Source organism: Clostridia bacterium (assembly GCA_017394805.1).
GTDB lineage: Bacteria > Bacillota > Clostridia > Christensenellales > CAG-1252 > RUG14300.
In genome coordinates this window covers 38163-55684 of sequence record JAFPXC010000005.1, presented here as the reverse complement: position 1 = coordinate 55684, position 17522 = coordinate 38163, and the positions used below count along the sequence as shown (strand labels likewise).

General features: G+C 50.1%; 13 protein-coding genes. 11 read left to right on the top strand and 2 right to left on the bottom strand.

Annotated elements, in window-relative coordinates:
- The first annotated feature begins 1 nt into the window (after position 1).
- From II896_01230 to II896_01185, 10 genes are all read left to right on the top strand, one after another.
- Positions 2-925 carry a DUF1837 domain-containing protein gene (locus tag II896_01230; protein MBQ4443268.1) on the top strand — a complete coding sequence of 308 codons (924 nt, stop codon included), beginning with the start codon at positions 2-4 and terminating at the stop codon, positions 923-925.
- Positions 926-929: 4 nt separating this feature from the next.
- Entirely contained in the window at positions 930-3488 is a 2559-nt protein-coding gene (locus tag II896_01225) for a DEAD/DEAH box helicase (GenBank protein MBQ4443267.1), read from the top strand.
- A 502-nt stretch (positions 3489-3990) separates the two neighbouring features.
- Positions 3991-4758 (top strand): helix-turn-helix domain-containing protein, encoded by a 768-nt coding sequence (locus tag II896_01220; GenBank protein MBQ4443266.1) that lies wholly within the window; start codon positions 3991-3993, stop codon positions 4756-4758.
- Positions 4759-5035: 277 nt separating this feature from the next.
- A complete protein-coding gene (gene msrA / locus II896_01215) occupies positions 5036-5512 on the top strand; it encodes a peptide-methionine (S)-S-oxide reductase MsrA (GenBank protein MBQ4443265.1) in 477 nt (158 codons plus the stop codon).
- Between the two features lie 29 nt (positions 5513-5541).
- Complete coding sequence (locus II896_01210) at positions 5542-6000, top strand: GAF domain-containing protein (protein MBQ4443264.1); 459 nt, start codon at positions 5542-5544, stop codon at positions 5998-6000.
- Positions 6001-6067: 67 nt separating this feature from the next.
- Positions 6068-6976: a hypothetical protein gene (locus II896_01205; GenBank protein ID MBQ4443263.1), complete on the top strand. Its 909-nt coding sequence runs from the start codon at positions 6068-6070 to the stop codon at positions 6974-6976.
- A 46-nt stretch (positions 6977-7022) separates the two neighbouring features.
- Entirely contained in the window at positions 7023-7331 is a 309-nt protein-coding gene (locus tag II896_01200; protein ID MBQ4443262.1) for a hypothetical protein, read from the top strand.
- Between the two features lie 124 nt (positions 7332-7455).
- Positions 7456-8301 carry a mechanosensitive ion channel gene (locus tag II896_01195; GenBank protein MBQ4443261.1) on the top strand — a complete coding sequence of 282 codons (846 nt, stop codon included), beginning with the start codon at positions 7456-7458 and terminating at the stop codon, positions 8299-8301.
- A 96-nt stretch (positions 8302-8397) separates the two neighbouring features.
- The gene (locus II896_01190) at positions 8398-9192 is read left to right on the top strand and encodes a hypothetical protein (GenBank protein ID MBQ4443260.1); all 795 of its coding nucleotides are present in this window, start codon (positions 8398-8400) and stop codon (positions 9190-9192) included.
- A 100-nt stretch (positions 9193-9292) separates the two neighbouring features.
- Positions 9293-9520: a hypothetical protein gene (locus II896_01185; GenBank protein MBQ4443259.1), complete on the top strand. Its 228-nt coding sequence runs from the start codon at positions 9293-9295 to the stop codon at positions 9518-9520.
- A gap of 108 nt (positions 9521-9628) precedes the next feature.
- Here II896_01185 and II896_01180 read toward each other — a convergent pair whose 3' ends face one another.
- The gene (locus tag II896_01180) at positions 9629-10402 is read right to left on the bottom strand and encodes a hypothetical protein (GenBank protein MBQ4443258.1); all 774 of its coding nucleotides are present in this window, start codon (positions 10400-10402) and stop codon (positions 9629-9631) included.
- Positions 10403-10639: 237 nt separating this feature from the next.
- On the opposite strand from II896_01180, the gene II896_01175 reads away from it, so the two are divergent.
- Entirely contained in the window at positions 10640-15562 is a 4923-nt protein-coding gene (locus II896_01175; protein MBQ4443257.1) for an InlB B-repeat-containing protein, read from the top strand.
- Between the two features lie 88 nt (positions 15563-15650).
- On the opposite strand, the gene htpG is transcribed toward II896_01175, so the two are convergent.
- The gene (htpG, locus tag II896_01170; protein MBQ4443256.1) at positions 15651-17498 is read right to left on the bottom strand and encodes a molecular chaperone HtpG; all 1848 of its coding nucleotides are present in this window, start codon (positions 17496-17498) and stop codon (positions 15651-15653) included.
- Positions 17499-17522: the final 24 nt, after the last annotated feature.

Genomic DNA, 17522 nt, shown 5'->3' with positions numbered 1-17522 from the left:
TATGTTAAATCAAACAGTTAAGACTGATAAAACCGAATTTGACAAGGTATTCTTAGAAATTGAACATAATGAAACTCTTTGTGTTGGCAATAATCGAGAATTAAAATTTTTCATGCTAGACATCGAAAACAATAACTATTGTTACTATAGAATGTTTGAGATATTAAAAAGAAACTTGGGTAGGTATGCTTTATCTCGCAAAGAGTTTGACAAAGATCCCGAAATGGCTATTTCAAAAGCCATTTCTCGTTTCCATGAAATTCAGAATGCTGGTACGGGTGCCGGCGGAGAATTGGGCGAGATTTTGCTATATATGTTTTTAGAAACAGTATTAGGTGCTCCTAAATTGTTATCCAAAATGGAATTAAAAGGAACGAGAAATCAATACAATTATAATTCAGATGCTGTTCATTTCTTTTCATTTCAAACTGAAAATGGACAACACAATCAAATCATTCTGTGCGAATCTAAACTTATAGGGGATGTTAATGACGCGATTACAAATGCCTTTAAATCTTTGCAAATCTCTTTAAAAAATAGAGATTATGATTTTTCACTTGTATCCACGGAAATCTTTAAAGAAACCATCTCGGAGAAAGAAGCAGAATATATAATAGAGCAAATAGTGCCTAATCTTACATCTGATTATATAAACAATGTGATTAAAGAAACAGCTGCCGGTATTTTTATTGGATATAATCAAGAGGTTAATCCATGTGATGACACAATACAAACTCGCAAAAAGAATGTTGAAGCTATTCGAGCACTAATTCCCCAAATCACACAAAAATTAAACACTGAGATTAAGAAAGCGCAACTAGAAGGAATGTCATTCTATATTTTCTTTTTGCCATTTAACAAAGTCGATGCTGATAGAGCAAACATAATGGATCAACTTTTAAACAATTCTTCGTATAAGGTATAATTATATGTTAAAATTAGAAGACCGTTTGTATAACAATTTGACTGAAAACAATTACTTGCATGATTTGTTTAATAAAATCGCATATAACTATTGCAATCTATTATTAAACAGTAGTTTTACTGTGACGCTAACGCAAAAAGAAAAAGTTGACGCATTACGGTTTGCCGATGTCCTATCTAAATGCACTATTGAAGCAAAAAAAGACCAGTGCTTCAATTATGCACAAAACATTGTAACGATGCTTAACAAAATATTTGAACAAGATGAATTGGTAAAGTATTGTATGGGTTCAGTGCTATCAAATGTAAACAATTACTTCGGGCTTAATCAGAATACACCCAATTATATCAATCAAGATGTTATTGAATGCTGTAAAGAACAAATAGTAAAAGAAGAATACAGGATTCCTTGGGAAAGCGAAAGTTATTTTATTAATAAGCAAAGGATTGCTTTTGATTGTTTAAAACGCAATGAATGTTATAGTTTTTCAGCCCCAACTTCTCTTGGAAAAACATTCGTAATTAGAATGTTCATTAAGGATATCATTCGTAAAGGGGAACGTTCCAATTTCGTTATTGTTGTTCCCACAAACGCTCTTATTAACGAGTTATATGAGCGTATTATCGAAGATATAAACGAGGATTTATGGGAGAAAAAGTATAAAGTTGTTAAAACACCTGCTATGATTATCGAGGAAGAAGATAATTATAACTACGTAATGATATATACACAAGAAAGATTGCTTTATCATTTACTACAAATTAAAAATGTGTCTATAAACTATGTTTTTATTGACGAAGCTCATAAGATTTCAAAAGGTGAAGATCGCAGTGCTTTCTTCTACAAAATTATGAGCATTATTAACAAAGAGCATAGCGGTGCAAAAATATACTTTTCAAGCCCTAATATTCCGAATCCACAAGTATACTTGGAATTAGTTAATGATAATCTCAATAAAACTTCAACTAGAATTAAGTATTCTCCAGTTAATCAAAGTAAAATTCTTATTGAGCGTGATCTTAATAAAATGAGTTTTTATTCTGATGTTGATTCTGCTTTCTATGACCTACCGGATTCTGCAAGATTATTATCTGAACAAGATAATGTAGTATCAATTGTTAAAAAATTAGGGCATAATAAAAGCAACATAGTGTTTTGCGAAAGCAAAAAGAATGCTGTTGAATGGGCAATGGAATATATGAACGGCGAACCGGATATAGATGACCAAGAATTAGATGCTTTAATAAAAGACATCGCAGAAGATATTCACGATGACTGTTATCTGACAAAATCATTAAAAAAAGGCGTAGCATATCATGTAGCATATATTCCTTCAAGAATAAAAGAAAAGATCGAAACTCTATTCAAGAAAAATAAGATAAAAACTGTTTTTTGCACTTCAACTTTATTGGAAGGAGTAAATTTCCCTGCTGAAAACTTATTTTTAATGCTGAATTCTTCTTCCAATTGGTTAAAAGATACTTATCGTGTAGATTTTAAGAATTTAATAGGAAGAGTTGGACGAATTGAGTTCAATATGTTTGGTAACATATTTTTAATATCAGATAAAGACACGAAAGAAAAATATAAAACAGCCATTGGGTGTGAAGTTGATGATCAACAACTATCTGTAGATTATTATTTATCTGACAGCAAGAAAAAAGACATTATAAAAGCATTATCCCAAGGAAAAACCGTGCTTGAAAAGAAAAGTGATACTTATGACCAATATACATTCGCTAGATATGTAATGAATATTCTATTGAAAGATATCTTAAATGGTCAAAAAGGTAAATTTCATAAGTTGTTTGAAAAACAATTAACTCCCGAAATAATTGAACAGATCAAGGCTCATTTTAAAGATAATCCTTGTGTTCAAGATGATATCACGACTACTCCCGACCAAATACAATCTGTTGACAACGAAATTAAACTGTCTCAAATTGCTTATCCCCCCAATATGTCTTATCAGTCTGTATTGGGCTTTTTATGTCTACTTCATAAACTTTTCAATTGGGAAAAATATGAAAGTAAAAAGGATATCGGGAAAGAAACGTGTTTGATGTATTATTCTGTTATACTGTTACAGTGGATGAATGGATTAGGAATTAAGCAAATTATAGAGCAAACAATAGATTTTTATCGAAATAAGGGTGAAATATTCATTGCCGGGGAGATAATTCCATACATTGATGACATAGATCAACGCAATCATTTAATCAATGAAATACTGGACACCATTGAACGTATCATTCAATTCAAGATCAAAAACTATTTCCTTAAGTTTTCCGAACGGAAAATGATTAGTGGACAAGATATTAGTAATAATGATTGGTATGAGTATGTGGAGTATGGAACTTGCAACAAACAAGTTGTTTTATTGCAAAAGATAGGCTTTACAAGAGAAAGCGCAATATACATTTATTCCCAACATAAAGATAAAGTGACAACTAAAGAAGGCAAAATAAAAGCAATAAAAAACAGCCTTTTGAAGTGCCCTAAAATATCAGAAGAAGCTAAACGAGTAAAATATAACTACTACGACTTATTTGTCGACGATTAGTACAAATATCAAAGCGTTTCGAAATGTCTGTTTACGACGAATTGATTTTTGATGCAAAATATATATAGTTCAAACTGACATTCAGTTGCGCCGCCAATTGGGATAAATAGTGACCCCACTATTTATCCCGATTTCGTTTTAAGGGACACGTTGTACTTAAAACCGTGCCAATTTAGGCAAAATGGGGTTCGTACAGCGTTTTCTTTATATCTCCACTATTGCGTACATTTCGCTCTCAAAATACTGCATTGCATTTTTTATTGGTTTTGCAAAACCAATCGTGGGTCATTATTAATCTCACTTTATTCGCCACATCGCGCGGGGTAGGGACGGCTACGAAGGAAGCGAGTAGCCCATCCCTAAGCGCAAAATGGGATGATAGAAAATTATCCATCCATTTGACAAGGGGCGTCTATTTGCGAGAGAAGTAATAGGGAAAAGCAACGGGCAGTTGCTTGAAAAACCGAACGAAACGTAGTAGAATAATGATGGAGGTTGCGCTATGGACACGAAGGACATTCTATACGAATTGAGGACAAAAATGGGTTGGTCGCAAGACGAACTGGCAGAAAAACTGTTTGTGACGCGGCAGGCTGTGTCTCGATGGGAAAACGGCGATACTGTGCCTAACACCGACTCGCTCATCTTGCTTTCCAAACTCTACGACGTATCCATCAATACGCTACTGGGCTCCCCGCACAAGCTTATCTGTCAATGTTGTGGCATGCCCCTCGAGGACGACTCGATCTTGGGCCGCGACAGTGACGGCGCCCTCAACGAGGAGTATTGCAAGTGGTGCTATGCCGACGGCACGTTTACCTATGATGATATGGACGACCTCATCGACGTGTGCGTCGAGCACATGGCGGGCGAGGGGTTTCCACGAGAGGAGGCACGCACGTATATCAAGGGCGTGCTCCCCAACCTCAAATATTGGAAAAATCACAAGGCGCTGGGGGACAGCGGGCGTTTCGAGGCGCTCAAGAAGCAACTGATCGAGGAGATCAACGCCTTGCATATCGAGGGCATGCCCACGGTAGACAAACTGCACGCTTTGGTGGGTGCCTATGTCAACATAGAGTATACTCTGCCCGGTGGCGCCAAGGTCAAATTCCTCGACGACAACATCACCTATCTTGGCACCCAACTGGTGTCGCTTGGAGACGCCAAGCGGTGCTTTGGCGTTTTGGCCAACGTGGAATTTATCCTCATCTGTACCTATGGCGAGAATGGCGCCGACCCCGAACTTGTACTCTACAAAAAGAGATAACGCAAGCCGTTTGTTGGGCTTACGACCAAAGCATTACAAATCCCATTTTCCCCGCCACAAACCCGTACGAACGTCGTGCGGGGTTTTTGTTGCGGACAGTTGGGGGTTAGGGCGTATAAATAATATGACCGTTAATGCAAGAAGTGCAAGGAGCCCTACGCCGAACGGCGCGTAAACTATATTGCGGGAATAAGCCGTGCCTTTGAAGTGATTGACTGTTGCGGTAGAATATATTATGATTATGGCAACGAAGGAAAACAAGGGAGGACGAGGAATTATGAAGAGGATATATTTGGCGGGGGGATGCTTTTGGGGAATGCAACGGTTTCTGGACGGGGCCGAGGGCGTGACGAAGACAGAAGTGGGATACGCCAACGGCAGAACGGACAGGCCGACCTATCAAGAGGTCAAGAGCCAAACGACGGGGTACGCCGAGACCGTGAAAGCGGACTACGACGAACGGGTGCTGCCGACCGAACGCTTGGTACGGCGATTTCTCGAAGTGATAGATCCCTTCGCCGTCAACAAGCAGGGAGAAGACGAAGGCGAGCAATACCGCACGGGGATATATTTCGAGAACGAAGAGGATAGACGGATCGCCGAGGAAGAGGTGCGCAAAGTGGAAGAAGCAAGCGGCAGAAAGTGCGCGGTGGAAGTGGCGCCCCTTAGTAACTATTGGACGGCGGAAGAATACCACCAAAAGTATTTGGAGAAGCACCCGAACGGATATTGCCATATCTTCGTAAAGTTTTGAGAGACAATTTGCACCTTGGAGGGAACGGAATGAACGCGAATATGAACCTTGCATTACTGCCTGCGCAAGCGGCCGCTCTGTTGGCGGGAGAAAGCGACGTGGTAGCGAATTTGGCCAATACGTCGGCACTTATTTATGACCAAGTGCCCCAAATCAACTGGGTGGGATTTTACTTTTTGCGCGGGAACGAACTGGTATTGGGCCCATTCCAGGGCAAGCCCGCGTGCGTGAGGTTAAAGCGCGGGCGCGGCGTGTGCTGGGCGGCGGTGGAAGCGGACGACGTAACGGTAGTCGGGGACGTGCACACCTTCGCGGGGCATATCGCCTGCGACTGCGCCACGAAGAGCGAGATGGTGGTGCCCTTGCACAAGGACGGGGGGATATTCGGCGTATTGGACGTGGACAGCCCCATCGAAAACCGCTTCGACGAAGAAACGGTCGCTCGGCTCCGTGCCACGGCGGCGGCGGTGGAAAAGGCTTTGGCGTGAGCGCGCATTGACAAAACGAGGAAAGCGTGCGATAATGCAAGGGAGAAAGGCATAAGGAGACAATAAGGTGAAATTCAAAGACTTACGCATCGTAGACAACTTCTATCAAACGTCCGCGTTCTTCCCCATGCCCACCATTTTGGCGAGCACGGTGGCGGAGACGGGACAGACCAACCTGGGCGCGTATTCGCTGTGCTTCCCGTACTACGTGGCGGGCAAGGACTACTACGCCATGATCTTCGAGGTGCGCAACAGTTCCAACACCGCGCAAAATATCCTGCGGACGGGCAAGGTGACATTGAACTTCATCCCCGACAAGCGCAAGTATTTCAAAGAGGCCGTGCGATTGGGCTTCCCGGGGGACACCACGGCGGAAAAGATGAAGGACTGCATCTTCACCCTGGTGGACAGCCCTTTGGGCGAGGGACGGCCGCAACTGGTGGAAGAGGCGTTTCAGGTATTCGAATGCACCTGGGACAGCAGTCTCGAAGACGCCTACCAAGACAAGCCGGGACAGTTGGAGGGGTACGAGCCGCCCTACCGCAAGTTCAACGGCATTACGAGCAAATTCGGCGCGCATTTCATCCTGAAAATAGACAAGATATGGATGGAAGAAAAGTATTACGACGCCATCGTAAACGGAGTAAACCGTAACAACTTCCCCTCGGTGCCCGTGGACTACGGCTACCGCGACAGCACTGATTTTTGGTGCTCCGCTTTCCGCAAGCCCTTCGCGGAGAAGATACCCGAACACGAGGGGGACGTCAAGTCGGTCATTTACTGCGCCAAACGCATCGACCCCACCGTGACCTTTACGGACGAGGCGTGCGCCAAATTGGTGAAGATACCGCGCGTCTTTTTGAAAGCCGCCCTCACGCAGATGGTTGAGATAGCCAAAGAGGAAGGAATATCGGTGATAGACGAGGCCGCCCTCGCCGTCATCAACGACAAACGGCGGAAAGAGAAGAAGAAATAGGCGTGCGACGGACGAGAACGCCGAAAACGAAAAACGGGAGAATACGATGACGAGAGAAGAAGCGTATGCAAAATGCGAGGCGTATATCGCCGCGTTCGACGAGATCATCGCGGACGTCAAAAGTATCCGAAACTACCGATACAGTAGTTTGTGCACGGACTTTTTGAGCGGCACGCTAAGCCAACGCGACAAGGCGTGGCAACTGCTGACCTACGTACACCAGCACGCGAGCGACTACGACGCAACATACGCTGAAAGGGAATTGGAAACGATAGCGGCGCGCATAGAGAACGCCAAAAAAGAGTTGGCGTTCATCAAGACGCGCGGCCCTTTCAAAAATCCGTACGGGAATTGAGAAAACGAAACGCTTATAAAAGCGTTTTTTTTTCGTATCTTTGCTTCGTTTTGCGCGTTAACTATTTGATTTTTGACGGAACAAACGATATAATACAATATATACTTACGAGAGAGATTGCCCTATGTTGTTGGATTTCATCAATAAACTGGAAAAACCTTGGAATATACTCGCATGGGTGGCGATGGTGCTCGCGGTGCTCATCGTGTGCATCTTATTGACCAAACTGAACAAGATCATATTCAAGCGCATTCAAAAGACACGGAGCGGACTGCATTTGCTGTTCTTCCAGCATCTTATCTCCGTCCTCATCGTGTTGGGTTTCATCGTGTTGGTGATCAGTTCCTTCGCGGGCGTGAAAACCGTGTGGACGACCATCTTCGGCGGTACGGCCATCGTGAGTGCGGTCATCGCCTTCGCGGCGCAGGACATCATCAAGGACATATTGGCGGGCATCATGATAAGCATCCATCGCCCCTTCGAGGTGGGCGACAGGATCATATTGCAGGACGGTACGGCGGGCATCGTGGAAGAAATGACCTTGCGCCACGTGGTGCTGATCGGCGCGGAATCCCTGCGCTACGTCGTGCCCAATCACGTCATCAACGCCATGCGGTTGGACAACTTCAGTTTCAAGACCAAGACGCGCTCGATCACATTCCAATTCGCGGTGGGATATGAGAGCGATATGGAAATGGTCAAGAAGGTCATACACGACACCGTGGAGGCCAGCGAATATTCGGTGCCCGGCTTCGTGAATAAACAGGGCGAAGAACAATACGGCGACGTGTACTTCTGGCAATTCACGGACAGCGCGCTCATCATGCAGACCACCGTGTACTACCTGCCCACCAGCCGCACCGAGCAGGTGCGCGACCAAATCAACGTGTCCGTGCGCGAGGCGCTATTGTCAGCGGGCGTGGAGATTCCCTATCGCTACGTCAACGTGGTGGAGAAACCTATCGCATAGCGATAAATAAATCCGTGCTTTGCACGGGAGAAATCTGCGTTACACGCAGGAGAAATCTTGCCGGCGGCAAGGTGAAATCCAAAACAAAGTTTTGGGATGTGGTTAAAGCATACCGTTGAAAAGACAAAAAGGCTATGCCCGGGCGGCGCAAAGGGCGCGGAAACAGGCGCAACGTACCGGCAACTGAACGACTGCTGGCCGACCGCATCCTGGTCGAGCTACGACTACTACGGCGAATACAAGGCCCTGCAATACGCGGCGCGGCGCTTCAACGCGCCCCTCACCGCGTCCATCGAGGACGAAAAGGACAAAGTGCGCCTTATCGTCATAAACGACTACCCCTACGCAAAAACCGTGGACGTGGCGTGGTGTGTATTCGATTTGGAGGGTACGTCCCCCACCTTTTTGCGTAAAAGCACGGTGCCGCCATTGGGCAACATGGTCGTAGCCGAGATGGCGACCGCCGAGATAGACGAAAAACGGCAGGGCGTGGCCGTGCGGCTGCATGAGAACGGCGCTATGCTCGCGCAAAAAAACTGCCTGTTGCGCCCCGAAAAGAAACTCAAATTGCCCGTGGGGGATATACGGATAGCGGTGGACGGCGACAATATCACCTTGCATACGGACGTATATCAACGGCTGGTAATGATAGAAGACGAGGGGAAAGGACACTACTCGGACAACTTCTTCGACCTATTGCCCGGCGAAACGAAAACGGTGCGAAAAATAGGAACGATCGAAGGCGACGTGCGCGTGAAGACGGTGGCGACGCTGCCCAAGTCGAAAAAGCGGGGCACCGTGAAAACGCGACTCAAAGTCTTTTTGTCGGCGAGGAATATCGCCAACGCCCCCTACCACGGCAAAGTGCCCAAACCGTATCGGGAAGAATAAGAAATATTTATAAAAGAATTTAATGACATTACTATTTTCGAATTGACATTGCTATTTTCGATATGCTAACATAAATTATACCAACAAAGGAGAATAAATTATGGATAACAAAAACTTGACTCGCTTTTTATTGACGTTCTTTTTGGGCTGGATCGGTAGCATCATCATCAACCACAGCAGCCTGAAACCCAACGGCTTCACCTGCAGAACGGGCGGCTATATCTTCCTGTCGATGATCACGTTCGGCATCTACGGCTTGGTGGCTTCCATCTGCAACTTCTCGTTCGACGAGACCAAAGAGAAGAACATCGGCTACAAGAAAGACTAAGTAATCCAATCGAAAAAAGCGACGTCGCGGGACGTCGCTTTTTTCGTTGCTTTTTGTAGTTTCTCGTAGCGTTTTTCGTTGCGTTCGTCGCTCTGCTCTACTCCGTGCCTATACCTCGTCGATGCCGTCGTAATCGTCCTCGTCGTCGTATATCTCGCGGTGCTGACGGCGGCGGCGCGCCGAGGGGCGAACGATCATCAAAACGATGGTGATGAGGGGCACGATAACGCCTAAGATGAGCACGAAACGCACCCAAGTAAACTCCTTCTCTTTGGCGGTCTCGGCCGCACTCTGCCGCGGCTTGGACTCGACGACGTTGGCGGCGGGATGCAAAACCGCCTCCACCTTGGCCACGGTGGCAGCCGACGGCAAAACGTAATAGACGTCGTTCTCTTCCTCTTTCCTGACCGCGTAATAGACAAAACCGCCGCTCTCGTACGAGCCAAGATAGGTCAACCGAGTGGTGGCCGTGATATTGCCGCGCATCTCAATCCGCTCACCCTCCGCATCCTTGACGTAGTGATAGACGGTGGGACCGTCCACGTCGACGATGATGGTGGGCAAGGCGTTCTCGGACGGGGAAACGGTCATTTTGTCCAAATCCGACTTGGCGATGAAGCAATCGGTGAGACCGCAATAGGTCACGCGAACCTGCGCGCTCTCGGTGGCGACCACCTTGACGGTGTAGCCCGCGGGCAAAAGGACGCGCGCTTGGTCGAGCGTAAACTCGCCGTTGACGTTGGCCATTCGGGCATACTGCATATAGACCTCTTGCCCTTCGGGTACGACGTAGTAAATCTCCTCCGCACCTGCGACGGGGGAAACGACGAAAGCAAACGCCGAAACGACGACTATAAGAAATAGGGCAAGAAAGCGCTTCATACCGCTATTATACTACGGATCGTGGTAAAAATAAAGAGGAAATTTGGAATAGCTTGGAGAAAGTTGGAGGGGAAGGCCGATCGGGGCGGCGAAACCCGAGGCGCAAAGCCCTTGGGTACCACGCGTATTGCGTATTGACAAGGTAGAAGAATAATAGTATAATGTAGAATAGATAAGTGTGCACGCGTGTGCGTGCGCTATCAAGCGCGACGCGTATGCGACGAAAGGAAGTAGGCTATGAGAAAAAACCTGACGACGATTGCTATAATATTGCTGTTGGTGCTTGCGCTATCTTGCGGTCTGGCCGCCTGCGGCACCCAAGAGGCCAAGTTGACGTCTATCAAGGTGGCAACGGGCTCCTTGAAAAACGCCTATACTGTGGGCGACGAATTGAACCTCGACGGCGCGCGCCTCGTCCTCTCCTACTCGGACGGCAGTACCAAAGAAATCGAATTGACCGAGAATATGCTGTCGGGCGAATTCAATACCAAATCCGAAGGCAGCCGCTCCATCATCGTGACCTACTCCGACCAAAGTTGCAAATTCTCGTACACCGTGGTGGCCCCCGCCGCCGCGTCGCACGTGCTGTCCGTCGAATTGACGGGTATAAAGACCAACTACAAAGTAAACGAAAGTATGAGCTACGAGGGCACGTTGTCCGCTACCTTTGACGACGGTACCTCGGGCGAATGGACGCTGGAAAGCATACGCCGCACGCTGAACGTCAACGGATTCAAAACGGACAAGGCCGGCAACTTCGTGTGTCAGTTGTCCTTTGACTCGGTCTACGGCATGATCACGGCGGACTACGCCTATCAAGTGGCGCAACCCGCCAAAATCACCAAAGCGACATACACCTATAATCAACCCCTCGTGGTCTTCGTGGACGACACGCGGGCGGAATTTGCGACGGCGCTATCCGCCTACCCCTTCGAGGTGACCTACTCGGACGACACCGTGGAACAAGTGTACGTGCGGGACGCGAACGCCATAGACCGCAACTTCTCCACCGAAGCCGTGAGCGCCAACAACGCCGTGAACGTGACCGTGACCGACGCGCAGGGGCGCACCGTCAAGGTGAGCGTGCCCTACGCGGTGGTGGAACGCTATGCGATACACGAAGTTACCTTTGAACCCAACTTCGAAAGCGCGGCAAGGGTGACCGTGCGGTCGAGCGAATGGACGGGCAAGGTGGCGCAGCAGAATTACAACCGCAAAGGCTACGCCTGCCTCGGCTGGTACGTAGGGAGCGAAAGCGGCGAACGCTTTAACTTCAACTCGGTGGTGGAGGACGACCTGTTGCTCGTCGCCAAGTGGCAGACACAAGACTACTATGTCAAAATCACCAATTTCGGGCAGCCCTACGGCAGTACGCGCTTTTATACGGTGGCGGACACCTTGACCTTGGACGAACCGCTGGCGCAGGACGGTTATGAATTCCTCTACTACACCTACAACGGCACGCCCATCGAAAATAACACCATTTACGCGGGTACGTATGCCGAAAATCTGGACCTCGTGGCCGTGTGGCACGCCATCGAATACGACGTGAGTTACGTGCTGAACGACAGCTTGACCTACCCCGTGACCAACAAGGAAGCCTTTGCGCCCGCGAAATATACGACGCAGGATACGCGTGCGCTCACCGCGCCCGTGCGCGAGGGGTACACCTTTGTAGGCTGGAGCACCGAGCAGAACGGCACCCGAATGGTCTCTTCGTTCGGCGGCCTAACGGGCGACTTGACGCTCTACGCCAACTGGACGGCCAACACCTATTACGTCACCTTTATCCAAGCCGAAACGGGCCGCGAGATCGGCACGAAACTCGGCTTCAGCGCGGGCGCGACGGACGATATCGCAATCAAACCCGCCGAAGTGGTGGGCTACCGCTTCGAGGGCTGGTATACGGATGAAGGGTGCGAAAATATCTTCAACAACGGCGTGTACGTGATACGCCGCGGGGCGTTCGCGGCTGACTTCACCTTGTACGCCAAGACCACGCCCGTGTATACCTTGTACCTCGCAAGGGAAGACCGCGAGGGTAAAACCGCCGTGCAATTCGCTGTGGGCGAGGACGAGGACGAGGCTTACCTGTCCGCTTGGCGCGACGCTTCGACAAGACGGAATTGCCTGTTGGACCATTGGTATTATGCGGGGGACGACACGCTCGACGCGCTGTCGCTGCGCATAGAAACGGGGGACGAAACCGCCGTATCCGCGACGACGGAAGCGTTGGCCGCCTACGACGGCAAAACTTTGACCGCCGTGTGGAAAGGCTACGAACGCACCATAACCTACTACTATAACGACGACCGAAACACGCAGGTAACGGCAACATACGACACCTACCTCGGCACCGTGCTGATGGAACCCGAAAGAGCCGGCTACTACTTCGCAGGGTGGAAACGCAACAGCCTTTTGTCGGGCGCAACCTATACCGAGATAGGCGGTTGCGAGGAAAACGCCGACCTGTCCTTCTACGCCAAGTGGATAGTGACCTCGTACACCGTGAGATTCTACTACCTATTGGACGACGCGTCCCTCTTGACCAAAAAGTTGGAAAACGTCAAGTCCACCGCGGCCTATACCGTGGATACCTACGACTACACCGTGGAAAGCCCGACCTTGGCCTTTACGACCGTGTCGGCCAAATACAACACCTTTGGCGGGTGGTACACCTCGATGGAGTTCTCCCCCCGCACGAGGGTGGGCGAATTGACGCAAGGAACGGTGGGTATCACCGAATTGTACGCCAAGTGGACGCCCACCGTGTACGGCATACGCTTCTACGACAAGGGCACGTCCGCCTTCGGCGGCACCTTGGACGGCAACCAGATACACGAAGTGACCTACCGCACGGGTGACGTCGTGCTGTATACGCCCGCGAAACGCGGCTACGCCTTCGAGGGGTGGTATCGGGATAGAGCCGCCACCGAAAAGATGGCGCAGAACGACGCGGGACAGTACGTGGTGAATATCGGCGACGTGCTGGACGAGATAGGCGACACATTGCGGCCGGACGACGGCAATATGCAATACGTCGTGACCGCATACGCCAAGTGGACGGCCATACCCTATACCATTACGTTCGGCAACGGAAAGGCGGGCAATACGACCGTGAGCGTATGGGATAACCCCAATACGGAAGGTAGCGACACCACCTTGACCTTTACGGCGGACTACCCCGTGACACTCGCCGACGCCACCGCCAACGGCTACGCGTTCCTCGGCTGGTACACGGACAACACCTACGCGCGGCAGGTGCGCTCGACCGCGGAATTGTTTGAGAATACCGCGCTGTATCCCAAATGGGAAAAGGCGACCTACCAAATTGCCTATGGCAATTTGACCGAAGAGAAAGTGACCGCGCTGAACCTGCCGACCACCTACCAGTTGAGCGGCAACCTGAGCGCGGCGAGCTCTTTCAACACCAACCTGAAGAATAAACTGGTGCGCTTCGGCTACACCATCGTCGCCGTGTACGAAACCGAAGACTTGTCGGGTACGGCGGTGACTATGCTGGGCAGCGCCTCGCCCAACGGCACCAACGCGCCCTACTGTAAAGACGTCGTGCTGTACTGCGATTGGGCCACGGTGACCTACGTCGTGGCGTTGAAGTACACGACACCCACGGGCACGACCGCCGACTACGTGGCCGCCGAATGGGGCGCGAAGAGCAGGTCTATGACCGTGGAAGACATAGGCGACGGGTATCAACTGCCGCAAATGAGCCAAACGGGATACGTGACGCAACGGGATTGGTACGCGGATAAGACCTTCACCAAGCCCATAGCGGACGGCGTGCTGACCGTGGACCTATTGGAGTCCTACAAATCGCTCCTGACGGGCACGACGACCAAGACGTTGACGGTGTACAGCCGCTTCGAAGCGCAAACGTACACGCTGTCCTTCCGCTGTGGCGTGGAGGGCGCGGCGTTGCCCGCGGATACGACCTTTACCTATTTTGAGGGAAAAGCCTTGCAGGAATTGGACAGCACGGAGACGCACAAGTGGTTCGGCTGGTACACGGACGAGACCTACTCTCAACGCGTGCAAAACGTCAATATCAACAAGAGCACCAACAATCTGGTGGCGGCCGAAGACCTCGTTTTGTGGGGACGTATGGAGGCATACCGTACCATTACCTACGATTTGGCGGGCGCGGACGAACTGACGAATCCCACCGTGCGCTTCACGACGGCGGACGTGGTGACGCTGCCGACCGCCGTCTACTCGGACAAAGTGTTCGCGGGCTGGTATATAGAAGACGTGGGCAACGTAGGCGTGACCTTAACGGGTATCGACCGCGACGTGACCGTGACGCCCCTCTTTGCCAACAAGGGCACGACCGCCAAGACCTACCTCGGCTATAACGCCGACGGAACGGCGGGCGTGGTGTGCCGCTACGAAGGGGCGAATACCTGCGTACTACCCACCACGATGGGTACCGCCGCCATGTACGCGGCCGGAACGGAAATACCCGTGACCGCCATAGCAAACGGCGTGTTCGACGGCAAGGCGACCTCGTCCATCAATATTCCCACGGGATATACGAGCATCGGGCGCCGCGCGTTCGCGGGGTGCAAGATAAGCGCCGTCACCCTGCCCGCCACCGTGACGACCATCGGCAGCGACGCCTTTGCGGGGTGCACCTCCTTGAAGACCGCCACCATTCTGGGCGGCGCGATAGGCGCGAACAGTTACCTCTTCTCGGGCTGTACCACCTTGACCACGGTCACCATCCGCGACTGCACGATAGCGGACAACAGCAATATGCTGTACGGTTGCGCCAAGGTGACAACCGTGACCCTCGACTGCGACACCGTGGGCGTGAAAGCGTTGGTGGGCGCAAGCGCGCTCTCCAAATTGTACGTCAAAGGCAACGTTGCCATTGCGACCATGTTCAATACCACGTCGGGGCAAGTCAACTATCCCGACACGCTGAACGAATTGCATATAACGGGGGATAGCATAACGCAATCCTTTGGCAACCTCATCGAGAAATTCACGACCATCGGCAATGTGTATTTGGACGCAAACGCAGTGGTAGACGTAAGCTATATCGCCACCTTCCTGTCCACCCGAACGATATACGTGCCGTCGGCCTTGGTGGAAACCTACAAGGCGACCTATCCCGACTGGAATATCCTGTCCAAATAGAAACGGCATAGAGAATTTGCCGTCAATAAAAATCGCACCACTCTATGGAATGGTGCGATTTTGTATATACCGTATAGGGGGTTTTGCGTTACTCGGTGAGGAGTTTGGTGACTTTGGCGACGTAGGAAGCGGGATTGTCGACGGCAAGCCCGACGGACATACACGCGTGGTCGTACAGCACGTCCACCAAGTCGGCGGCTTTGTCCTTGTCCTCGGCGAACAGTTTGACGAGTTTGTCGAACACGGGATGGGTGGTGTTGATCTCCAGCACACGCTCGGCGCGGACGTTGCCCTCGGCGTTGGGCATGGCGTTGAGCACGCGTTCCATCTCCAAGCTGACGTCGCCCATGGCCGTGAGGCATACGGCGTGCGATTTGAGCCGCTGGGTGGGCTTGACCTTGGACACCTTGTCGCCCAAATGCTCTTTGGCGAAGTCGAAGACGTCTTGGTGGTCGTCCGCTTTTTCCTCGCTCTCCTCGGCGACTTCGTCGGCGATATTGGCAAAGGTCTTCTCTTTGTAGTCGCGGAGCATTTTGACCGCGAACTCGTCGATATCGGCGTCGAAACAGAGGACGTCGTAGCCTTTGTCGAGGATCTGCTCGCTCTGCGGCATGGCCTTGACCATCTCGACCGAGCGCCCTACGCCGTAGTAGACGGCGGGTTGCCCCTCGGGCATGGCTTCCACATATTCTTTGAGGCTGACCATCTTGTCGTCCTTGACGCTACGCCACAACAGAAGATCCTGCACGAGGTCTTTGTGCATACCCCAATCCGCGTAGGCGCCGTATTTGAGTTGGAGACCGAACGCCTTGTAGAACTTCTCGTACTTCTCGCGGTCCTTTTCCATCAAAGACAAGAGTTCCTTTTGAATCTTGGTCTCGAGGTTGGCGGCGATGGCTTTGAGCTGGTGATTTTGCTGAATGGTCTCGCGCGAAATGTTGAGGGGCAGATCGCTGTCCACCAAGCCCTTGACGAAGGAGAAGCAGTCGGGCAAGAGGTCGGCGCACTTCTCGCTGATCATCACGCCCGCCGTGTACAGTTTGAGCCCTTTTTCGTAATTCTTGCTGTAATAATCGTAGGGGGCTTTGGCGGGGACGTACAGCAAAGCCTTGTAGTCCACCTTGCCCTCTACCTTGGTGTGAATGACCAACAAAGGATCCTCGTAGTCGTAGAAGTTGGCCTTGTAGAACTCGTTGTATTCTTCCTCTTTGACCTCGCTCTTGTTTTTGACCCACAACGGCGTCATGGAGTTGACGGTCTTGTCCACCTTGACCTCTTGCTCCTCTTCGCCCTCCTCGGCCTTTTGGTACTCGGTGACCTGCATCACGATGGGATAGCGAATATAATCCGAATACTTCTTGATGAGGTCGCGCAAGGTGTACTCCTCTAAGAAGCGGTCGTAATTCTCCTCGTCCGTGTCGTCCTTGAGGTAGAGGGTGATCTCGGTGCCGTAGCCCTCTTTTTCGGCGGGCTTGATCTCGTAGCCCTCGACGCCCGAAGACGTCCACACGTTGGCCTCGGTCTCTCCGTACTTTTTGGAAAGCACCTTGACCTTCTTGGCCACCATAAAGGCCGAATAGAATCCCACGCCGAATTGGCCGATAATGTCGATATTGTCGTCCACGTTGGCGGCCTTGAACTCGGACGAGCCCGAACGCGCGATGACGCCCAGATTGGAGTCCAACTCCTCGGCGGTCATGCCGATGCCGTTGTCGGACACCGTGATGGTGCGCTCGTCCTTGTCTACGTCCACGCGAATGGAGAAACTGTCTCTCGTAAGCCCAGAAATGTTCTCGGACAGGCTCTTAAAATACAATTTGTCGATGGCGTCCGAGCAGTTGGATATGAGTTCGCGCAAGAATATCTCCTTGTTGGTGTAGATGGAATTGATCATGATGTCCAATATCTTTTGCGATTCCGTTTTGAATTTTCTCATATTTGCATCTCCTTATTGAGTGAT